18 protein-coding genes are annotated in these 20,730 nt (G+C 45.2%); 7 read left to right on the top strand and 11 right to left on the bottom strand.

The genetic code is table 11. From position 1 onward, the window contains the following. Nucleotides 1-412 precede the first annotated feature (412 nt). Nucleotides 413-1,429: an alcohol dehydrogenase AdhP gene (gene adhP / locus VHA02S_RS22185; protein WP_009697531.1), complete on the top strand. Its 1,017-nt coding sequence runs from the start codon at nt 413-415 to the stop codon at nt 1,427-1,429. 275 nt (nt 1,430-1,704) lie between these two features. Here the strand turns inward: adhP and VHA02S_RS22180 are convergent, their stop codons facing one another. From VHA02S_RS22180 to zntR, 4 genes are all read right to left on the bottom strand, one after another. Further along, entirely contained in the window at nt 1,705-3,840 is a 2,136-nt protein-coding gene (locus VHA02S_RS22180) for a lysine decarboxylase CadA (protein ID WP_005451159.1), read from the bottom strand. Between the two features lie 116 nt (nt 3,841-3,956). Then, complete coding sequence (gene cadB / locus VHA02S_RS22175) at nt 3,957-5,300, bottom strand: cadaverine/lysine antiporter (RefSeq protein WP_005434864.1); 1,344 nt, start codon at nt 5,298-5,300, stop codon at nt 3,957-3,959. A 789-nt stretch (nt 5,301-6,089) separates the two neighbouring features. Further along, nucleotides 6,090-7,661, bottom strand: coding sequence for a lysine decarboxylation/transport transcriptional activator CadC (gene cadC / locus VHA02S_RS22165; RefSeq protein WP_005451154.1), 1,572 nt, complete (start codon nt 7,659-7,661; stop codon nt 6,090-6,092). Nucleotides 7,662-7,817: 156 nt separating this feature from the next. Continuing rightward, nucleotides 7,818-8,216, bottom strand: coding sequence for a Zn(2+)-responsive transcriptional regulator (gene zntR / locus VHA02S_RS22160; protein WP_005451151.1), 399 nt, complete (start codon nt 8,214-8,216; stop codon nt 7,818-7,820). Between the two features lie 266 nt (nt 8,217-8,482). On the opposite strand from zntR, the gene purH reads away from it, so the two are divergent. After that, nucleotides 8,483-10,090: a bifunctional phosphoribosylaminoimidazolecarboxamide formyltransferase/IMP cyclohydrolase gene (gene purH / locus VHA02S_RS22150; protein ID WP_038899383.1), complete on the top strand. Its 1,608-nt coding sequence runs from the start codon at nt 8,483-8,485 to the stop codon at nt 10,088-10,090. 133 nt (nt 10,091-10,223) lie between these two features. Continuing rightward, nucleotides 10,224-11,513, top strand: coding sequence for a phosphoribosylamine--glycine ligase (purD, locus tag VHA02S_RS22145; protein WP_038899382.1), 1,290 nt, complete (start codon nt 10,224-10,226; stop codon nt 11,511-11,513). Nucleotides 11,514-11,601: 88 nt separating this feature from the next. On the opposite strand, the gene VHA02S_RS22140 is transcribed toward purD, so the two are convergent. Both VHA02S_RS22140 and hupA read right to left on the bottom strand, forming a co-directional pair. Next, nucleotides 11,602-12,300 carry a DUF1481 domain-containing protein gene (locus VHA02S_RS22140; RefSeq protein WP_009697538.1) on the bottom strand — a complete coding sequence of 233 codons (699 nt, stop codon included), beginning with the start codon at nt 12,298-12,300 and terminating at the stop codon, nt 11,602-11,604. 39 nt (nt 12,301-12,339) lie between these two features. Then, entirely contained in the window at nt 12,340-12,612 is a 273-nt protein-coding gene (gene hupA, locus VHA02S_RS22135) for a nucleoid-associated protein HU-alpha (protein WP_005433627.1), read from the bottom strand. Nucleotides 12,613-12,865: 253 nt separating this feature from the next. Here hupA and VHA02S_RS22130 point away from each other — a divergent pair, with 253 nt between their 5' ends. Next, nucleotides 12,866-13,999, top strand: coding sequence for a CNNM domain-containing protein (locus VHA02S_RS22130; RefSeq protein ID WP_005451141.1), 1,134 nt, complete (start codon nt 12,866-12,868; stop codon nt 13,997-13,999). An 80-nt stretch (nt 14,000-14,079) separates the two neighbouring features. Here the strand turns inward: VHA02S_RS22130 and VHA02S_RS22125 are convergent, their stop codons facing one another. Further along, nucleotides 14,080-14,667 carry a YjaG family protein gene (locus VHA02S_RS22125; RefSeq protein WP_038899381.1) on the bottom strand — a complete coding sequence of 196 codons (588 nt, stop codon included), beginning with the start codon at nt 14,665-14,667 and terminating at the stop codon, nt 14,080-14,082. Between the two features lie 66 nt (nt 14,668-14,733). On the opposite strand from VHA02S_RS22125, the gene VHA02S_RS22120 reads away from it, so the two are divergent. Together VHA02S_RS22120 and VHA02S_RS22115 are read left to right on the top strand one after the other, a co-directional pair. Continuing rightward, nucleotides 14,734-15,657 carry a D-2-hydroxyacid dehydrogenase gene (locus tag VHA02S_RS22120; protein WP_009700453.1) on the top strand — a complete coding sequence of 308 codons (924 nt, stop codon included), beginning with the start codon at nt 14,734-14,736 and terminating at the stop codon, nt 15,655-15,657. 7 nt (nt 15,658-15,664) lie between these two features. Then, nucleotides 15,665-16,237 carry a uracil-DNA glycosylase family protein gene (locus VHA02S_RS22115; RefSeq protein ID WP_009697536.1) on the top strand — a complete coding sequence of 191 codons (573 nt, stop codon included), beginning with the start codon at nt 15,665-15,667 and terminating at the stop codon, nt 16,235-16,237. Between the two features lie 220 nt (nt 16,238-16,457). Here the strand turns inward: VHA02S_RS22115 and hemE are convergent, their stop codons facing one another. The 4 genes from hemE to nudC all read right to left on the bottom strand — a co-directional run bounded on the left by hemE (nt 16,458) and on the right by nudC (nt 19,970). Next, entirely contained in the window at nt 16,458-17,525 is a 1,068-nt protein-coding gene (gene hemE / locus VHA02S_RS22110) for a uroporphyrinogen decarboxylase (RefSeq protein ID WP_005433634.1), read from the bottom strand. A 304-nt stretch (nt 17,526-17,829) separates the two neighbouring features. Then, a complete protein-coding gene (locus VHA02S_RS22105; protein WP_005451134.1) occupies nt 17,830-18,570 on the bottom strand; it encodes a hypothetical protein in 741 nt (246 codons plus the stop codon). A gap of 4 nt (nt 18,571-18,574) precedes the next feature. Further along, complete coding sequence (locus tag VHA02S_RS22100; protein WP_005451133.1) at nt 18,575-19,066, bottom strand: hypothetical protein; 492 nt, start codon at nt 19,064-19,066, stop codon at nt 18,575-18,577. Nucleotides 19,067-19,187: 121 nt separating this feature from the next. Further along, nucleotides 19,188-19,970 (bottom strand): NAD(+) diphosphatase, encoded by a 783-nt coding sequence (nudC, locus tag VHA02S_RS22095; RefSeq protein WP_026138199.1) that lies wholly within the window; start codon nt 19,968-19,970, stop codon nt 19,188-19,190. 178 nt (nt 19,971-20,148) lie between these two features. Between nudC and VHA02S_RS22090 the strand changes: the two genes are divergently transcribed. Then, the gene (locus VHA02S_RS22090; RefSeq protein ID WP_005434886.1) at nt 20,149-20,640 is read left to right on the top strand and encodes an Rsd/AlgQ family anti-sigma factor; all 492 of its coding nucleotides are present in this window, start codon (nt 20,149-20,151) and stop codon (nt 20,638-20,640) included. The last annotated feature ends 90 nt before the right edge of the window (nt 20,641-20,730 follow it).

The raw sequence follows: 20,730 nt of genomic DNA, 5'->3' as shown, positions 1-20,730 counted from the left end.
TTTTTTTAAATTCTTTTTTCTCTCTTCCGACTCGCTGTGTGACTTTCGTCTCACTCCGTGTCGGTGGATGCGCAGTATAGGGAGTTGAGAAATTAGCACAAGCGTTTTTTGCAAAAAAACTTTCAACCGAACAAATAACAAACACTTTGTTCAGATATACGGCAAAACAGAGGATCTTTGACGTAATTATTCGATCCTAAAGAGGAGTAAAGTCAGACTTCATTGCAGTCTTCTCGTAGTTTTTCGTCACGTTCTCCTCTTCTTTTCACAGAAATTAAAGGTAAGCCGTCTTACCAATAACCAGTTTCGACTATGGTCTATTTAAACAAAAATCGATTTTTGATTCAGATCACTGCACTTCCTTACATATCGATCAAGAATGATTCTCGTTATCATTATTGGAGAGTTATTCATGAAAGCCGCAGTTGTTAGTGAATTTAAAGGTCCGCTTGTTATCAAGGATATTCCTTTACCCAACGTTAAACCTCGTGATGTACTCGTAAAGGTTCATGCATGTGGTGTTTGTCATACTGATCTGCACGCTTGTCATGGCGATTGGCCGGTAAAACCCAAAATGCCTCTGGTACCAGGACATGAAGGTGTGGGTGAAATCGTCGAAGTTGGCAGCGAGATACATCATCTCAAAGCAGGTGATCGTGTTGGTGTTCCTTGGTTGTATAGTGCATGTGGTCATTGCGACTATTGTTTAGAAGGGCAAGAGACGCTGTGTTTAGATCAACATAACGCTGGTTATTCCGTTGATGGCGGTTATGCAGAGTTCTGTCTTGCTCATGGTGAGTACGTCGTGAAGATTCCAGATGGCTTAAGCTATGTGGATGCAGCTCCCCTCTTCTGTGCAGGTGTTACCACTTATAAAGCGCTCAAAGTAACAGATGTAAAACCAGGTCAATGGGTGGCAATTGTCGGTGCAGGTGGTTTAGGTCATTTAGCCATTCAATATGCTGTAGCTATGGGCATGAATGTTATTGCTGTAGATACTGGTGATGAGAAGCTCGCACTCGCTAAAAGTCTAGGTGCGCAACACACCATCGACTTTATGAAAGAGAAACCATCAGAGCGTATTAAGACCATCACTAATGGCGGCGTGCATGGCGTTGTATGTACTGCAGTATCGAAGCCTGCATTCCAAGAGGCTTATCACTCCATACGCCGTGGTGGCGCATGCGTTCTTGTTGGTCTTCCTCCTGAAGAGATGCCAATCCCTATCTTTGATACGGTGCTAAATGGTGTCAAAGTGATTGGCTCTATTGTTGGCACACGCAAAGACTTGCAAGAGTGCTTACAATTCGCAGCAGAAGGAAAAGTAAAAGCCATTACCGAAGTTAAACATCTTGAAGATATCAATGACATCTTTGCTGATATGGAGAAAGGTGAAATTAATGGGCGTATCGTGATGGAGTTTGCCTAGCTTTGGCTGTTGATATCTTTTCTATATAGATAGCAAAAAAAGAGCGGCACTTTCATGCTGCTCTTTTGGTCTTTGCTTTTTACTTGGGGTGCTTCAGGTGAAGTCTTGGAAAAGTGACTCTTCTATATAGAAGAAAAGATCAGAGCATCCTTGCCCTTCTCTTTACGACAGAATAGTTAGGGGTATATCTAAATGCCGTTATTGTTCGATGACGCATTGAGCTCGTAAGAGTGGAGCATGCTTGCATTCCCAATAGCGTCATCTTCGAGAGGAACTTAGTTCTTCAATACTTTTACGGTGTAGCTACCATCTTTTTGTTGGTATAGACCGTGGATGTCGGTTTCGAAACCTGGGTAATGCGCACCGATCTCACAAAGCATCTCTAGGAAGTCCAGCACAGGGCGAGACTCTTGAGTCACCATTTCACCAGGAAGTACTAGTGGCACACCTGGAGGGTAAGGAAGGATCATGTTCGCACTTACGCGACCAACCATTTCTTCCAGTTTGATTTCTTCTACGTTACCGCGAAGCTCTTCTTGCCATGCTGCGTGTGGTGTTACTTTCATTTCTGGAAGAACATCGAACGCTTTGTACATTAGCTCTGGTAGGTTGTATTTCTTAGTTAGGTCATGAATTGCTTGTGCTAGTTCTTGAACGCGCATGCCTTCATAAAAGCTTGGATCTTCGTTGTATAGCGAAGGTAGGAAGCTCTTGATGGTTAGGTTCAAGTCGTAGCCACGTTTAAATTCAGTTAGACCGCGTAGCAATTGCATTGCTTTTGATTTGTCGATACCGATTGAGAATAGGAACAACAAGTTGTATGGACCTGTTTTCTCTACCACGATGCCGCGCTCGTCTAGGAATTTAGCCACCAGCGAAGCAGGAATACCTGATTCTTCTAGTTCGCCTTCTTTATTCATCCCTGGAGTCAGTAGCGTTACTTTGATTGGGTCAAGATACATGTGGTTATCATCCATGTTCTTGAAGCCGTGCCATGTGTCGCTAGGGTCTAGTTTCCAACATTCTGTGGTATCGATGTTTTCTGGTTGCCATACATCGAAGAACCAGCTGTCGCTTTCTGCTTCTAGACGTTTGATCTCTTTACGGAAGCGGATTGCGCGATCGATAGAGTCTTGCATCAACTTCTTACCAGTGTTGCCGCGCATCATTGCCGCTGCAGTTTCAGTAGAAGCAACAATGCCGTACTGAGGTGAAGTTGAAGTGTGCATCATGAATGCTTCGTTGAAAGATTCTTTATCAAAGTCACCTTTCACGTGAATCATTGAAGCTTGTGAGAACGCTGCCAACAGTTTGTGTGTTGATTGTGTCTCGTAGAACACTTTGCCTGGCATCGCTTCACCACTCATACCACATTTACCTTCGTAAATTGGGTTGAAGTTAGTGTAAGGCACCCAAGCACTGTCGAAGTGGATGTGTTTACAATCTAGCGACTCTTTGATGAATTGCGTGTTGTACAGCAGACCATCGTAAGTTGAGTTAGTCACTACTGCGTAAGTTGGTGCTGTTGCACCTGGTGTTTTCGCCACTTTCTCTGCAATGACATCGCGGCTGAATTCGCTTTGTGGAATACCACCAAGGATGCCGTATGCGTTACGAGTTGGGCGGAAGTAGATTGGTGTCACGTCGCTCATCATCATTAGGTGAGTCAGAGATTTGTGACAGTTACGGTCAATCAGTACTGTGCTGCCCGCAGGTGCTGAGTACATGCCAACAATTTTATTCGATGTAGACGTACCGTTAGTTACGATGTACGAGCTGTCTGCATTGAATGTACGTGCGATGTATTCTTCAGCATCTTTATGTGGACCTGAGTGGTCTAGTAGAGAACCTAGTTCAGGCATTGAAATTGATACGTCCGCTTTGAATGTGTTTGGACCGTAAAAATCGTAGAAGATGCTACCAGCAGGGCTTTTCTGGAATGCAGTACCGCCCATGTGACCTGGAGTACAGAAGGTGTATTTACCTTCTTCTACGTATTTGAATAGCGCTTTAGTGAATGGAGGCATGATGGCATCTTTGTATGCCTCTGTCGCTTGGTTGATTTTGATAGCGATGTCGTCAGCCATACCTAAAGCGTACTCGAAGAAGCTCACGTTTAGACGTAGGTCTGTTAGTGAAATGTCTAGAGTAGACTGTTCGTTAGCAAATGCGTGAACAGGCAGTTTTTCGTTGATTTGGCTGATACGTTCACATAGCTCTAGTGAGTATTTATCCCAGTCGAACAGCACACCGCAAATGCGTGGGTTCATCTCAATCATTTTGATCAAGTCTTTATCATCTACTGGGTAAACCACTTCGTAGCCCGCTTTCTCAAGAGCAGCGTGAAGTTGACGAACTGGCTCTTCTTTAAAGAACACACCCATGTGGTTCAAGATAGCGAATATATTCATTTGGACATCTCCAAGGCGAATGAGGGCGCTCTTTGCCATTTACTGGCAATGAGTAAGGTGAGCGCCGCGTGAATTTGGGTTTATGGGCTGGCACCGTAGTGCCAGCGTTTTGGGGATTAGTTGCTTGCTTGGGCAGGCATGTCGTCAGCGTGCATTTTCACGTACTGAGCAAGACCTGCTTTTTTGCTGTAGAACATCAAGATAACTAGAGAAACGATGAAGGTTGCTGTTAGCGTACCGCCCTCTGCACCTGCTAGTGCGATGAAGCAGAACAAACAAGCCACACCAGAGAACAGCATTACGAAGCCGTTGCGTGTTGTCATACCTTCGAAGCGAATCAAGTTAATGCTTGAGTAGAAGTAAGGCAGCATAGTTAGTAGAACTGCGTCAGTCGTTAGCTGGTTGAACAGGTCTGATGCGTGTGCTGTTTTAGAGCTAAAGAACATCAGTACAACCATTAGCGCAGTCATCTTGATTGACGCAAGGATTAGACCTTTCTTAGGCACACCGTTTTTATCAGTTTCACCGTAGATTTTAGGGAAGTTGCCGTCGTTTGCTGCGCGTTTACCCGCTTCACCTACTAGCATCATCCAAGAACCTAGCGAAGTGAAACATGCTAGTGCTGTAAATGCTGATACGAATGGCGCTGTCCAGCTACCGAATAGCTCAGTTGTTGCTAGTGCAAATGGCGCACCTGATGCCGCAACTTCTGACGCAGGGAACATGCCGCTGATCATTTGAGTTGATAGGATGTAAATCACACCTGCGATACCAGTACCCAACATAGTTGCTAGTGGTACGGTACGTTTAGGGTTTTCTACCATACCAGTCGATACCGCTGCTGATTCCACACCTACGAATGACCATAGACAGATAAGAACCGCAGTTACTACCGCGTGGCTGTCAGTGCCTGCTGATACGTTCCAGTTTTGGCTGTAAAGCGCAGTATCGAAGTGCGTCCAACCAAATGCGGCTGTACCAACAACTGGGATAAGGATAAGAACTAGACCAAGCGTACATAGACGGCTTACCCAGCTACCACCAAGTAGGTTGACGAAAGTGAAGATCCATACCGATGCAATCGTCGCAATACCTGCTGGGATTGGGTTATTAAGCACAGGGAAGAATACTGAAAGGTAAGAAACACCTGTAATGGCAATAGCCAGGTTACCGATCCAGTTCGCGTGGTAATAAAGAACGCCCGTTTGGAAACCAAATACCGGAGACACTTCGCCAGCATAAGCGATAGGACCACCTTCTTGTGGGTTTTTGGTTGCCAGACGAGCGTAAACGAACGCCAGACTCAGTGCACCGACCAAACAGATCAGCCAACTGAAGATTGAAACAGAGCCTACAGAGGCAAGACTAGAAGGTAATAGTGCAATACCACTACCCATCATGTTACCGGCTACGACACCCGTACAGGCAATAAGGCCGATTTTTTTCGCATTCGATGACATAACATCTCCAAATCTATTCTACTCGAGTCAACATGACTCAAACTGAATGGTTATTAGCGAGATGCTATGAGGAGGAATCTGCTCGACCTCGCTAAATTTCGAAGTGAAGACTACGCCCAAAAACTGGGAAAAAAATAAACTTGGCGTTATCAATAAAACAATTAGCCCATCGGTATAAAGTTGAGATAAACCTTATAAACACAAAAATATAAAACCAATAAATACAGAAGTTTAGCCCAACAACATCAAACGCTCTTATCGGAAACCTAAAAACATCAACCTCAACAAATTTTCCATCAAGCTTATCAACCTCTATCAACATCAAAAGAAACCATGGCTAATTACCCAAACTGTTGACGCCGCTTTTTCCTACCTTTATTGCTCCGTTGACTTACATCAAACTTCCCTCTTCTTTTCCCCTCGTTCTGCATAGATACCAACGTAAGTACACATAAACAACAGTGTGGTTGTGACAGACAATAAGTACACAAACCAAAGGTAGAGCAATGGGAAAAAAAGGTAGATCTAGCAAAAACTCGATAAGAGCCGCTCATTAATAAACACAAGCAAAATACAAAGATGGTGAGATAGAAGATAGAAGATAGAAGATAGAAGATAGAAGATAGAAGATAGAAGATAGAAGATAGAAGATAGAATGAAAAGCCTCCCCCCCCTGTAAAGCAAGCTCTATTCAAAAAGCAAGAAGATAGCGATTTAATAACGTAGAGACAAAAAAGCCCCTCACCGAAGTGAAGGGCTAAGTGTCTCTGATTGATAAAAGAGGGCTTACTACAACATACGAACCACAGAAGGGTGCACTGCTCGATACATGGCGTAATCAATCGCCTTCATATTGCTTGGAAAGACCAAGTTTTCGCATAGCAAATAGGTCTCTACAGATGTATCTATATAGAAGGCTTCACTGTAAGACTCACTTGCCCAATCCAAATCACCATCCAATTCCGCGTGCTTGCCTCTAATGACATAAGACAGAACTGAGTCTCGAACCTCGAGAGCTTGATTCAAATGCTGCTTAGCCAAATCGATGTCACCTGCAATGGTCTCATGCAGCGCTAACGCTTCATAAATACGTGGCTGAATTGGTCCCACCATCATCTTTGAATTGGTTTCCAATTTCTCACTCAACTGCTGAACTCTGCCTTTTCTCAGCTCCAATGCAGGATCAAGCGCCTTTTGCACATGATAGGCAATCAACAGCTCAGCTTGTACATAAGCGTTATCCGGTTCAATCTCGAGAATTCTCTCCATCAAGTCGATACCGTGCTGGAATTGATTCGCATCCGACACATTCAAGTAGTGGTTTGCCTCAACAAACAGCTCCAATGCGTCTGGGTTCATTGGCATACCCGCCACCAGCACCTTGGATTTTAATTTTGCATCTGGCACTTTTAGTGCGCGCATCAAATCTAGAGAGGCTTGCTGCATAACCGACTTCAAATGGCTATTGGTTAACGCGTATTGGCGGCTGAACAAAACCTTTTCGGAGGAGTTATTGCGATATTCCACCTCAAGGAAGCTGCCACCGTCGTTTTCTTTAACACGTACCACCACAGACTTACCCGGTACAATACCAGTAGTAAAGGTCGCCTTTTTCAACATGACTCGATAATCACTGACTTGAGCCACATCTGCCATCAACTTCTGTGCAAACCCGTCGGCTAAGTCATAGCTACGACCTTCTTTGCTGAAGTTATCCTGAAACTTGAATTCGATAAGGTGAGTATCAATGGCTTGTGTAATGCGCACTTCAGATTGCTTATAGGTAAACACCCCCATCACCACGACCAAAATACTGATCCAAATGAAGTTCATGAAACCTAATCGCCAAGGGCTGATTTTATTCGGCTTGCGCGGTGCTTTTTTCTCTTTTGACATCTCGCATACAGCGCGAGTTAACGGACCTGCCGGAAATGCAATCGTAGAAGTTGAGATTTCTGATTGTTCTTCTTCGATTTCTTCTACGATCGGAGCAAGAATCTCTGTATCACAATGACGGCTAGCGAGGAATTCCTCGTGCGTCATCGGCGTCACATTTGCTACCAACTTGTAACCACGTTTAGGCACAGTGATCACGTAGCTGGTGTTTTCTTCTCGACCGTCGCGCAGCAGTTTACGCAGTTCAAAAATGGATTGCGTCACAACTTGGTCAGTCACAATCGCACCCGCCCAAACGTATTGGATCAGCTCTTCGCGGTTGAACACTTCACTAGCGTGCTCTGCAAGAAAATGCAGCAAATTAATTAAGCGTGGCTCAACGGTAACTTCCCTGTCTTGTCGATACAGCTTATTTTCATCAACGCTCAAAACCCAGTCATTGATTTGAAAATAGACTCCAACCATGTATGAAAACTCTCGTATCTAATAGACAGCGTCGCTTTAGGAATAGATAGGACTACACATTCTTACAGTCGACTAAAGCCGAGATTATAGGTGGGAAAACGGCTTGAACCTAGAAAAGCAAGCCGCCAAAAATGCAAACTTAAATTAAGTAGCACGCTACTCAAGGGCTGCGAGGATAGAACAGTGGCTGGCATCGTCATTGTTATGCCCACAGCAAGCGTCATTGATCTTCTTTAATGCGGTGCGAATCTTTGTCAGTTCCGCTATTTTTTCATCAATTAAAGTTAACTTTGCAGAAGTGATAGCTTTTACTTCTGCACAGCTGTGTTCTGTCGCTTCTAATTTGATTTCTAGAAGCTCTTTTATTTCCTCTAAACTTAAGCCAAGCTCTTTCGCTTTGAGAATGAAGCGTACCTGTTTTTGGTTTTCTTCGTTGTATAAGCGATAGCCCGATTCACTTCGCCCTGCGGGCTGGATCAGTGTATTTTTTTCGTAGAAACGTAATGTATCGGCAGTCACACCACAGCGTTTCGCCAGTTCACCTATCTGAAACATAACTTTCCTTATTAACTATCTCGTTACTTTTAAAGCCAAAGATCGAGTTTTTTGCAATTATTTCTGAGATGCCAAACGATTGCGCGAGCTTTTTTGTAATAAATTGGTTAGAATACGCGCCATCAAATAGTGGAGACTGTTTTCTAAGCATGAAAACACCTGCAAAGGTCTTTACCAAAACTGGCCAATATTTTACCCCATGAGGTAAAAACAAGTTCATTTTTGGCAAACATCTTTAACTCCGTGAATTTGAGGAAAATGGAAGCATGAACAACGCTCGTCCTATTCGCCGTGCGCTTATCAGCGTATCAGACAAAACAGGTATTGTTGAGTTTGCACAAGCTCTTGCTGAGCGCGGTGTCGATATCCTATCTACTGGTGGTACGGCTCGTCTACTTGCTGAGCAAGGCATCGCAGTAACCGAAGTCTCTGACTACACTGGTTTCCCAGAAATGATGGACGGTCGCGTTAAGACGCTTCACCCGAAAGTTCACGGTGGTGTACTGGGTCGCCGTGGTCAAGATGATGACGTGATGGAAAAACACGGCATCAACCCTATCGATATGGTTGTTGTTAACCTATACCCATTCGCAGAAACCGTAGCAAAAGAGGGTTGTACTCTAGCTGACGCAGTTGAAAACATCGATATCGGCGGTCCAACTATGGTTCGCTCTGCTGCGAAAAACCACAAAGACGTGACTATCGTCGTTAACGCAGGTGATTACCAGCGCGTAATCGCAGAGATGGATGCAAACAACAAATCCCTTACTCTAGATACCCGTTTCGACCTTGCTATCGCAGCATTTGAGCACACTGCGGCTTACGATGGCATGATCGCAAACTACTTCGGCACTATGGTTCCATCTTACGGTGAGAACAAAGAAGGTGATGAACCTTCTCCTGAAAACAAGAGCAAATTCCCTCGAACATTCAACCAACAGTTCGAGAAAAAACAAGATATGCGCTACGGTGAGAATAGCCACCAAGCAGCTGCTTTTTACGTAGAAGCAAACCCACAAGAGGCGTCTGTTTCTACTGCTCGCCAAATCCAAGGTAAAGCCCTTTCTTACAACAACATCGCAGACACAGATGCAGCACTTGAGTGTGTGAAAGAGTTCAACGAACCAGCATGTGTGATCGTAAAACACGCGAACCCATGTGGTGTGGCTCTAGGTAAAGACATCCTAGAAGCGTACAACCGCGCTTACCAAACTGACCCAACATCTGCATTCGGCGGCATCATTGCATTCAACCAAGAGCTAGATGCTGAAACAGCAACCGCTATTGTTGAACGTCAATTCGTTGAAGTCATCATCGCACCTTCTGTTTCTGCTGAAGCGATTGAAGTGGTTGCAGCGAAGAAGAACGTGCGTCTACTTGAGTGTGGCGAATGGTCAACGAAGACAACGGGCTTTGACGTGAAACGCGTCAACGGCGGTCTACTGGTTCAAGACCGTGACCAAGGCATGGTAAGCCTAGATGACCTGAAAGTGGTTTCTAAGCGTCAACCAACAGAAGAAGAGCTGAAAGATGCACTATTCTGCTGGAAGGTAGCGAAATTCGTGAAATCAAACGCGATTGTTTACGCGAAAGGTGACATGACCATCGGCGTAGGCGCAGGTCAAATGAGCCGCGTTTACTCAGCGAAAATTGCGGGAATCAAAGCAGCAGACGAAGGTCTAGAAGTCGCAGGTAGCGTAATGGCATCTGATGCGTTCTTCCCATTCCGTGATGGTATCGATGCAGCAGCAGAAGCTGGCATCAAGTGTGTGATTCAACCTGGCGGCTCGATGCGTGATGACGAAGTTATTGCAGCAGCAGACGAACACGGCATGGCAATGATCTTTACAGGTATGCGTCACTTCCGCCACTAGAAAGAAAAGATGCGAGAGCGCTTCGCTACTGGATACAAGAGCGTTGCGCTCCGAGATGAGCAACACTTTCCTTTCGTGTTGCTCAAACATTTTCTAGTTCTACTACTATCAATTTTGATTGAAGGTTTAAAACATGAATGTACTTATCATTGGTTCAGGCGGTCGTGAACACGCACTAGGTTGGAAAGCGGCGCAAAACCCAAATGTTGAGACTATCTTCGTTGCTCCGGGTAACGCAGGCACAGCACTAGAGCCTAAACTAGAGAACGTAAATATCGCAGTAGAAGACATCGCAGGTCTGGTTGCATTCGCAAAAGAGAAAGCCATTGAGCTGACCATCGTTGGTCCTGAAGCACCATTGGTTATCGGTGTTGTGGATGCTTTCCGAGAAGCAGGTCTGCCAATCTTTGGTCCAACACAAGCAGCAGCGCAGCTTGAAGGCTCTAAAGCGTTTACTAAAGACTTTCTTGCTCGTCACCAAATCCCGACGGGAGCATACGCAAACTTCACTGAAATCGAGCCTGCACTCGCTTACGTACGTGAACAAGGTGCACCAATTGTAGTCAAAGCTGATGGTCTTGCCGCTGGCAAAGGCGTGATTGTGGCAATGACACTAGAAGAAGCTGAAGACGCCATCAAGGATATGCTAGCGGGTAATGCATTTGGTGATGCTGGCAGTCGTGTGGTTATCGAAGAATTCCTAGATGGGGAAGAAGCAAGCTTCATCGTGATGGTGGATGGTGAGAACGTTTTGCCAATGGCCACCAGCCAAGACCACAAACGCGTAGGCGACAAAGATACCGGTCCAAACACAGGCGGCATGGGCGCTTATTCTCCTGCTCCAGTGGTAACATCTGAAATTCATAACCGCATCATGGAAGAAGTGATTTACCCAACAGTGCGTGGGATGGCTTCAGAAGGCAACCCTTACACAGGTTTCCTATACGCGGGTTTAATGATCGATAAAGACGGTACGCCGAAAGTGATCGAGTACAACTGCCGCTTTGGTGATCCAGAAACGCAACCGATCATGATGCGCATGGAATCGGATCTTGTTGATCTATGTCTGGCTGCTATTGATGCCAAACTGGATCAAGTGGAATCAAAATGGGATCCACGAGCATCGATTGGTATTGTGTTAGCCGCCGGAGGCTACCCTGCTGCGTACGACAAGGGCGACGTTATCTCAGGTCTTCCACAAGTTGAAATTGAAGGTGAGAAGGTCTTCCACGCAGGTACACACAACAAAGACGGCGACATTGTGACAAACGGCGGCCGTGTACTTTGTGCAACAGCACTTGGTAACAGCGTATCAGAAGCACAGCAACGCGCTTATGAACTTTCAAAACAGATCAGTTGGGATGGCATGTTCCATCGCAACGATATCGGCTACCGTGCAATCGCACGTGAGCAAGAAAAATAAAAACAACTTCAGTTGGCTAAAAAGACAAAAGGGCGCATTAAGCGCCTTTTTTATTCATGTGACCACGAGCATAAAACTAGCTCAGAGCTTACTCAGAGATCAGCTTTGGTCGTGGGATACAATCAAAGTTGTCATCATTAAGCATCAACAATTCGTCAACAGTTGCTGTATTACGTGACTCTTTGCCGATAAATGCAATGTAGCTATCTACCGATGCCAATCTATCAATCACAAACTTAGGTAAAGTCTGGTTAAATTCCAGCGTCGCGAACTCACGTCCTTTGCAGGTTTCGAACGTCTCGCCATCCCAAAAACCTTGAATCAAACTCTGACCTTCGCGAGATTGACTCTTGATCGAAGCAACCACATCATTCGCTTCTGTCTTGTAACGCTCTAGCTGATCACGTCGTAAAGGCAGCACTTTCCCGTTCACACGGTATTGCTGATAGATCGCATCGCCATCTTTATTGAATCGAATGTGGATTTGAAAAGGCACCAATCCTTGTTTTGTATCGAGTTGCTCACCTTTTCGAATCAACTCTCTTAGCTCACCATCGTCCCAGCGATAATCACTCTGATACGAGCCGGAATCACCCATAGCTACGTAGTCTGCAGCCGTACTAACGCGTGTCAGACGTTCTGTCATCCAATACAAACTGGTGGCATCACCCATGATTTTTCCGCCAGAGAAATGGGTAAATTGGTCTAGATTTGGGGTTTCAACAGAAGAACAGCCAACAAGAGCGAGGCTTGATAAAAGGAGTGAAGTGAGTAGATGTTTTTTCATGAAATTGCACCGAGGCAGGATACCTCGGTGCATTTTAACTTAGTTTACTGATTCTTTCAGCGCTTTACCTGCTACGAATGCTGGTACGTTAGCTGCTGCGATTTGAATCTCGTCACCAGTCTTAGGGTTACGACCAGTACGTGCAGCGCGGTGGTTTACTTTGAATGTACCAAAACCAATTAGTTGAACTTGGTCACCCTCTTTAAGAGCGCCAGTAACACCCTCAAGAGTTGCTTCAAGAGCAGCTTTAGCTTGTGCTTTAGATAGGTCTGCTTTCTCTGCAATAAAGTCGATTAATTGGGTCTTGTTCATTAGGTTTCCCTTCTCATATGTTATCGAATTCATCTCACTCTAAAACATAAATGCCCCATCTGGCAAAGGTTTGTAAGCGATCTTTCGATTTTCTGACGTAGTTTTAGCCATAATATGAGTAATAACTCACAATTTGTTACTACTTGTACGGGCAAAGCGCTTGCTTTCTAATGCAATTAGAACGATTTATAGGGCGCTTTTGCGGTTATAATCGCTTAAAATCCCGACTATCACATTACATTCAAGGGCAACTATGCTGCTGTTATCCATTTATATCTCTATTGCTATCGGCATTTCGTTTATCTGTTCGGTACTGGAGGCGGTACTTCTTAGTATCAGTCCGAGCTACATTGCGCAGCTCAAACAACAGGGGCACCCTGCTTCTGCTCAGTTAGAAAAACTGAAAGCAGACATCGACCGACCACTGGCTTCGATCCTGACCCTGAACACCATTGCTCACACTATCGGTGCAGCAACGGCAGGTGCACAAGCGGCGGTAGTATTCGGTAGCGAAGCACTAGGTATCTTCTCTGCGGTACTGACACTGGCGATTCTTGTTCTATCAGAAATTGTACCTAAGACGATTGGTGCAACTTACTGGCGTCAACTTGCACCATCTGCGGCGGTATCGCTGCGCTGGATGGTATGGGCACTAACGCCATTCGTATGGTTCTCTGAGCAAATCACTAAGCGCCTAGCTCGTAACCACGAAGCACCGAAGATGCGCGATGAGTTATCTGCTATGGCCATTCTGGCAAAAGAGAGCGGAGAGTTCGCAGAAGGCGAATCAAAGATCCTGAGCAACCTACTGGGCATTCAAGACGTGCCAGTAACACAAGTCATGACACCGCGTCCGGTCGTATTCCGCGTAGACGCAACCATGACCATCAACGACTTCCTAGAGAAGCATAAAGAGACGCCTTTCTCTCGCCCACTGGTTTACAGCGAACAGAAAGATAACATCATTGGTTTTGTGCACCGTCTAGAGCTGTTCAAGCTGCAACAATCGGGCAGTGGTCAAAAACAACTCGGTTCGGTCATGCGTCCAATCCAAGTGGTACTGAACAACACAGCTCTACCAAAAGTGTTTGACCAAATGATGACTCACCGTCTGCAGCTAGCGCTTGTGGTTGACGAATACGGCACAGTACAAGGCTTGGTAACGCTAGAAGACATCTTTGAGCACCTATTGGGTGAAGAGATCATCGATGAAGCGGATAAGAGCACAGACATGCAAGAACTGGCTTACCAACGCTGGGAAAGCTGGAAAGAAAAGCACGGCGTAATTGAAAGCCGCGATGACGATGAAGAAGAGGAAGGGCTGGAGAAACAGGACAAAGAGCCAGAAGCTCAAGAGCCAACGAAGCCAGAATCTAAAGAATCGTAATCAACACTAGGCACAACAGCCCATACGCAAAAATAAAAAAGGCATCCAATTTGGATGCCTTTGTTCTGTCTATTCAATAATTAAAGTGCGATGCCGATATTGCTCACGGCGTCTTCACGTAGCTCTTCACGCAAATCTTTAATCAAGCAGATGTCGCGCTCCACCGCTTCACGCAGTGGACGGAAGATCGCCCATTGAACATCCCACTCTTCACATACGGCTTCATTTTCTTTTTGATTGTCGTTGGTGATTGGCTCCGCACCTTGTGCTTGTTCTAGGTCAGCAACGGTTTTTACCGACTGTTGGCTCACTTTAAGCATTGAGTCGAAAAGGTAGTCGCGATCCAACAGACCATGCAACAATGTCGACAGGCTCTGACACGCGTCCATCGCTGGGTAAACACCGTAAAAATCGAATTCATCCGCACTTGGGAACAACTCTTCTAACTTCTCTAATTGACGTTCGAAGTTAATTTTCGCGTTCTTAACCGTCAGAATTTCCCATACACTATCAAGAATCGCTCGGTAAGCACGTGGCTCAGCAAATTCTGTATTCTCACAAAACATCGCATAGTTTGGATACATGCGTTCACACAGACACGCCATGAAGGTAATTTGTTGCCAAGGTTCTAGTTTTTCCAAACGAACCTGAAGAGGATTCTTAAGCATAGTCACTCAATCATTGAAGAAAAAAACAGCGAAAGTGTACTTGATTCATCACAGGGAAAAAAGTTAATGCAGCATCCAAATCAGATTTTCCTGCTCTCAGAGCATCGCGACACCTACGAAACGTTACTGGCAGAGAAAAATCTGCCCGATCTTTGCCTCACCGACCAACCTGAAGAAGCTCAGATCGTACTGGCGGATCCACCATTACTATCACAAAGGTTAGACGAGTTTTCACAGCTTGAGTGGGTGCAATCCACATTTGCTGGTGTGAATGCCTTAATGTCACCAAATCTACGCCAGGATTACACTTTAACCAACGTACGCGGCATTTTCGGACCATTAATTGCCGAGTACGTAATTGGCTACTGCATTGCTCACTTCCGCCACTTTATGCAATACCACCAGCAACAGCAGAACAAGCAGTGGCAACCGCATCTGTACACCTCGCTGCAAAGCAAAACTATGGTGATTGTTGGTACAGGCAGCATTGGTAGCTACTTGGGGAATGCAGCGCAATTGATGGGAATAAAGACTATCGGAGTGAATCGTACCGGGATTCCAACCTCTGGCGGTGAATTTACTCAAACCTATCACATCAATGAACTAGCAAGCGCTTTTCACCAAGCGGATATTGTCGTGAATACGCTACCGAGCACACCGGATACGCAGCGCTTACTCAATAGTGAAGTGTTAAGCCACCTTAATCAGGCACTGTTATTTAATGTCGGAAGAGGTGATGTGATTGATGATGTAGGTCTATTGCTCGCGCTCAAGAATCGCTGGGTGGAACATGCTTTTCTCGATGTATTTGAACAAGAACCACTCTCGCCGCAACATCCGTTTTGGAAACTTCCGCAGGTAACCATCACACCCCACATCGCAGCATTGAGTTTCCCTGAGCAAGTGGTCGACATTTTTGCAGATAACTACTTGAGTTGGCGAGACGGTTTCTCTCTTAATAATCAGGTCGATTTCGATAAAGGGTATTAACCATCTTATGTCTTTAGAAACATTGCTAAAGCAAGTACGTGCCTGCCAGATCTGTGCAGACGATTTACCTTTGGGTGCAAACCCTATCGTACAAGCCGCAAAAGACGCACGCATTCTAATCATCGGACAAGCGCCGGGAACGCGCGTACACAAAACCTCGATACCTTGGAACGATCCAAGCGGCGATCGGTTACGCCAATGGCTCGATATCGACAAAGACATTTTCTACGACCCAAACAAAATTGCCATTGTCCCAATGGGCTTCTGTTATCCAGGTAAAGGAAACTCAGGTGATCTACCACCTCGTAAAGAATGTGCGCCAGCTTGGCATAAACAGATTCTTGAGCAGTTGCCCAATATAGAGCTGACGCTACTGATTGGTCAGTACTCACAGCAGTACTATCTCACCAACAAACCAAAGACGCTCACGCAAACTGTTCAGCAATGGCAGGATTGGGAACCTGACTTTATTCCACTTCCCCACCCTTCTCCACGCAACACATTGTGGTTAAAGAAGAACCCTTGGTTTGAATCTGACGTCGTGCCATATCTTAAAAAACGCGTTCATTCGATGCTTTAGGTTACCCATGATCTAATTGCTTGTTTATCTGTACAAGAAAACTAGAACATAAAACTCGCAATCATAAACCTTTGTTTATATTAAACTTTAATGTCTAACGTGCAGCTAGAATAGTAATTAGATCATGGCAGACCAAATACTATCAGAGCTGTACTATCTTGAATTTCAGGTAAAAAAATACCGGCACTGATTGCCGGTATTTAATTTCAAAAAGTCGAAGTTACTTGTGGTATGGCTTAGATAGCTCGTGTACCGCTTCCACAAACACACCTGCGTTTTCTGGCGGCACATCCAAGTGGATACCGTGACCTAGGTTGAACACGTGACCAGTACCTGCATCGCCAAAGCCTTCTAGAATACCCGCGACTTCTTCACGGATACGCTCTGGTGAAGCGTAAAGCATTGATGGGTCCATGTTACCTTGTAGAGCCACTTTATCACCGATACGCGCTTTCGCGTCTGCGATGTTGATTGTCCAGTCTAGACCTACCGCATCGCAGCCCGTTGCTGCGATTTGCTCAAGCCACATACCACCGTTCTTAGTGAACAGCGTTACTGGTACACGGCGACCGTCGTTTTCACGAATCAGACCATCTACAATCTTGTGCATGTATTGCAGAGAGAACAGGTTGTAGTCACGAGGTGTCAGTACACCACCCCATGTATCAAATACCATCACCGATTGTGCACCCGCTTTAATTTGCGCGTTTAGGTACTCGATAACGCTGTCTGCTAGCTTATCTAGAAGTAGATGCAGAGTTTGTGGTTCTGCGTACATCATCTTCTTGATCTTGGTGAACGCTTTCGAGCTGCCGCCTTCAACCATGTAAGTCGCCAGTGTCCATGGGCTACCAGAGAAACCAATCAGTGGAACGTCACCATTCAAGTCTTTGCGGATTTGACGCACTGCGTTCATTACGTATTGCAGTTCGCCTTCTGGATCCGGCAGACCGATCTTTTCAACGTCTGCTTTGCAAGTGATTGGTTTATCGAAAACCGGACCTTCACCAGCAGCAAAACGAAGTTCTAAGCCCATTGCATCTGGGATAGTTAGGATGTCAGAGAACAAGATCGCTGCATCAAGAGGAAAACGGCGTAGTGGTTGAAGCGTTACTTCTGACGCCAACTCCGCGTTTTTACACAAAGACATGAAATCGCCCGCTTGCGCACGAGTTGCTTTGTATTCTGGTAGGTAACGACCTGCCTGACGCATCATCCATACTGGCGTGTAATCTACTGGCTCTTTTAAAAGGGCACGCAGATAACGATCATTTTTTAATTCAGTCATTCCGTAATTCCAATTGTTAGGCTTTCTTTGAAAGGGGGTATTCTATCACTGATTTAAGGCTAATAGCTGTGTGCTTTGCAACCTGGATCAAGTTATTAACTTTTAAATCAGTGCTTAATTTGCACCCAATCGGTATCAGTGTTAAAAATTTGTTCGCTAGCGAAAACTACAATTATAAACTGAGTACCCGGTACTCAGCATCTCATAACGACATCTTACTTACCCCCTCCCTCTCGGAGGGTTTTTTTTATCTATTTTTCAATGAATTAAAAAAGCCACCTTACGGTGGCTTCATATTTCATAATCATGATTGGCAAACTTTTTTCATGACCCCTTTTACATATCCTTTGGATAGGTAAGTCGGACACAAGGTCTCCCGCACCGATTGCGAGTCAATAATGTAATTCTCAAAGTTTGTTAGTGCCGTGTTAGCACACCCATTTGTTGCGACTTCTTTTGCCAATGCAAACTGAGAATTACTCGGTCGATCAAGCGTATACAACAGCGCATTCGAGACCTTTTCATCTGCACAGTATTCCGGAGACTGCTTGACTGCCGCGGCATAGAATGGAATCGCGAGAGATTTAGAGACATTTTGGAACACCTTAGTCCCTTCTTCAAAACTTACGTTACCCGCAGGAGAGAGTTCGGCGAGCAGTTGTCCGTAGCTCTCTACACACCCTTCCATCGAATACTTGATACAAGATTGCGCTGCCGGAACTAAGGCTTTTGCAAAGCTTTGAGTAAAATCACTGGATTGAGACAGAAACGCATACTCAGTGAGTAGCTGCTGCCCTAAACCAATAGCGCTATCAGCGGCTCCGGAAGAAACGTAACTATTGAAAGCTCCTGTTGCAGCATCTGCCACCAGTCCTTGCCAAGCATCATCTCGCTTTGATGGACGAATATCATTGGCATGATAGAGCAGCTCATTCCAGCTTTGTGCTTTATGAAGAGCGGTTAAATCTTCCATAGAGTAACGCTCTTCAGCGACCGCAGAAAAGCTTGAAGCCATGGCAACTAAGGGGAAGAGTATTTTTTTCATTACCTTAGTTCCACGCTTGCTTGAGATATTTCAGCGTTGAAGAGTCGTAAGCCGCGTTCGGGTTCAAAGCGACTTTAAGCACACTGCCACCATCATCAAGAGAGAAACCTGCTTTACGCGCCTTCACAGAGTCTTGACCAACAAATTGGATTTGTTGAACTTTTTGGAACTCTTCTTTATAAAGTGCGGCATGTTCAGTCGTCGTGCATAGCTTAACCATATCATCGTAGATATAGTTGATTAAGCCACCCAGCCAACCTGTGGTTTTTACTTTGTCTAAACGAGCTTCAGCAAAGTCGTAGTCATCCCACGCAGCCCAGTCAAAGTTTGTTTCAAGAACTTCATTGCCACAAGCGGTTTGCACTTTTGCGACGTTTTCCGTCATTGTATTTTCGGTCAACATACGCTTCGCTTTCACTTCAATACTTGCCTGTGCCGAAACACTTACCAAAGAAAAAGACGCAATACCTAGCCATAACGCTGATCTGTATTTCATTAGACATACTCCTTTATTAATCATTGTGTCATTACAGAATGCTGTGCTAGGTCAGTCTAACAACCCCCTTTGTCTCAAAAGTGATTCTACCTTTTCCTTTAATCGCTTTACGAGTCGGCTCTCAAGCCTGCTGAATATCACTAATTGTTTGCTCAATTAATGCTCTTGCGATTGTCCCTTTTGGGGCTACTGGCGGCATATCATCAACGCCAAACCATTGAGCATCAGACAGCTCGGTGTAATCAGGATTCAATTCACCAGACTCGTAATCCGCAAGAAATGCCATCATCATGCTGGATGGAAAGGCCCATGGTTGGCTGCCAAAATAGCGAATATTTTTAACGTGTACGCCGGTCTCTTCGTGCACCTCGCGTGTCACACACTCCTCCAAGGTTTCACCCACCTCTAAAAAGCCCGCTATTACGGTATACATGCCATTTCGATGGCGAGGGTGCTGAGCTAGCAAGATTTGGTTGTCTTTACGCACAGCGACAATGATGCATGGGAAAATACGCGGATAATGCAAAGTACGGCACTCACCACACTGCATTGCCAATTGATTGTTATTGAGGAAATTGCGACCACCGCATTGCGGACAAAAACGCAGGCTTTGTGTCATATGACCATACTGAATGGCTTTACTGATCAAAAGAAAAAGGGAGTCTGAGAAATGGAGACAATCACGCAGAGACACCAGTTCTAAATCGTGGTCTAAATCCGACAGGTTTACCCACATCACCGGGACATCTTGGTATTCACCTATCTGCCTTGCACTCGCTTCTGGCAGTGAGAACTGCTCTGCATTGCCAAATGGTATAGCACCATCCACCAGCCAAACATCGCTTCCTGAGACAACACACCAATAGGCGTTTTTCGTACGGTTAACTTCACCTTTTCTTAACATTACAGCGTCCCTTTGCTTGAAGTTCATTCATTTTACTGGCAATCTAATTTCATACCAGAGTTTGTCGTTCGCTAAATTTGCAACTATAAATTCTAGTAAGGACAAGAGTTTGTAATCACTTTACTAACTTTGCTTTGCAAAGGATACGTTCGCCAATGGGCGATCAGATCATGAGGGCATGGTCATGCTAAAAAAATTCAAACAAACACAAGACCAATGGGGCGGTTCCAGTGACGTTATTGACCATTGGCTGGAAACGAGACAATCTCTGATTGTCGAATACTGTAAGCTTGCAGCACTGCAACCTTGTTCGAAATCCAATGTCATTGAACTCCCTTCCCCTGACGAACTTCAGCACTTCTGCCAACACCTTGTGGATTATATCTCTGAAGGTCATTTTAAAATCTACGATATGGTGATGGATAAGTGGAAAGCCACTGGCTTTGTCGCGACAGATGAAATAAACCAGACTTACGCGAAGATCGTCCTCACTACTGAGCCGTTGTTGAACTTTACCGACAAATACTCTGATGTTTCAGCCGAAGATGAACTGGCTGATTTTGACGAAGATATGTCTTTGATTGGGGAAATCATTGAGACGCGCTTCGCGGTAGAAGACCACTTGATTCAGTTGATTGCCGACAGTTTAGCGATGCCGCCTGGCGCATAGCGAGAAGCGAGAAGCGAGAAGCGAGAAGCGAGAAGCGAGAAGCGAGAAGCGAGAAGCGAGAAGCGAGAAGCGAGAAGCGAGAAGCGAGAA

This window comes from Vibrio harveyi NBRC 15634 = ATCC 14126 = KCTC 12724, from assembly GCF_001591145.1.
Taxonomy (GTDB): Bacteria; Pseudomonadota; Gammaproteobacteria; order Enterobacterales; family Vibrionaceae; genus Vibrio; species Vibrio harveyi.
The sequence above is the reverse complement of the archived record's forward strand: the minus strand, read 5'-3'. Positions and strand labels throughout refer to the sequence as shown.

What these genes read in the sequence shown, in the direction of transcription:
- adhP (WP_009697531.1), top strand. Translation starts at nt 413, where the DNA reads ATGAAAGCCGCAGTTGTTAGTGAATTTAAAGGTCCGCTTGTTATCAAG.
- VHA02S_RS22180 (WP_005451159.1), bottom strand. Translation starts at nt 3,840, where the DNA reads ATGAATATATTCGCTATCTTGAACCACATGGGTGTGTTCTTTAAAGAA.
- cadB (WP_005434864.1), bottom strand. Translation starts at nt 5,300, where the DNA reads ATGTCATCGAATGCGAAAAAAATCGGCCTTATTGCCTGTACGGGTGTC.
- cadC (WP_005451154.1), bottom strand. Translation starts at nt 7,661, where the DNA reads ATGGTTGGAGTCTATTTTCAAATCAATGACTGGGTTTTGAGCGTTGAT.
- zntR (WP_005451151.1), bottom strand. Translation starts at nt 8,216, where the DNA reads ATGTTTCAGATAGGTGAACTGGCGAAACGCTGTGGTGTGACTGCCGAT.
- purH (WP_038899383.1), top strand. Translation starts at nt 8,483, where the DNA reads ATGAACAACGCTCGTCCTATTCGCCGTGCGCTTATCAGCGTATCAGAC.
- purD (WP_038899382.1), top strand. Translation starts at nt 10,224, where the DNA reads ATGAATGTACTTATCATTGGTTCAGGCGGTCGTGAACACGCACTAGGT.
- VHA02S_RS22140 (WP_009697538.1), bottom strand. Translation starts at nt 12,300, where the DNA reads ATGAAAAAACATCTACTCACTTCACTCCTTTTATCAAGCCTCGCTCTT.
- hupA (WP_005433627.1), bottom strand. Translation starts at nt 12,612, where the DNA reads ATGAACAAGACCCAATTAATCGACTTTATTGCAGAGAAAGCAGACCTA.
- VHA02S_RS22130 (WP_005451141.1), top strand. Translation starts at nt 12,866, where the DNA reads ATGCTGCTGTTATCCATTTATATCTCTATTGCTATCGGCATTTCGTTT.
- VHA02S_RS22125 (WP_038899381.1), bottom strand. Translation starts at nt 14,667, where the DNA reads ATGCTTAAGAATCCTCTTCAGGTTCGTTTGGAAAAACTAGAACCTTGG.
- VHA02S_RS22120 (WP_009700453.1), top strand. Translation starts at nt 14,734, where the DNA reads ATGCAGCATCCAAATCAGATTTTCCTGCTCTCAGAGCATCGCGACACC.
- VHA02S_RS22115 (WP_009697536.1), top strand. Translation starts at nt 15,665, where the DNA reads ATGTCTTTAGAAACATTGCTAAAGCAAGTACGTGCCTGCCAGATCTGT.
- hemE (WP_005433634.1), bottom strand. Translation starts at nt 17,525, where the DNA reads ATGACTGAATTAAAAAATGATCGTTATCTGCGTGCCCTTTTAAAAGAG.
- VHA02S_RS22105 (WP_005451134.1), bottom strand. Translation starts at nt 18,570, where the DNA reads ATGAAAAAAATACTCTTCCCCTTAGTTGCCATGGCTTCAAGCTTTTCT.
- VHA02S_RS22100 (WP_005451133.1), bottom strand. Translation starts at nt 19,066, where the DNA reads ATGAAATACAGATCAGCGTTATGGCTAGGTATTGCGTCTTTTTCTTTG.
- nudC (WP_026138199.1), bottom strand. Translation starts at nt 19,970, where the DNA reads ATGTTAAGAAAAGGTGAAGTTAACCGTACGAAAAACGCCTATTGGTGT.
- VHA02S_RS22090 (WP_005434886.1), top strand. Translation starts at nt 20,149, where the DNA reads ATGGTCATGCTAAAAAAATTCAAACAAACACAAGACCAATGGGGCGGT.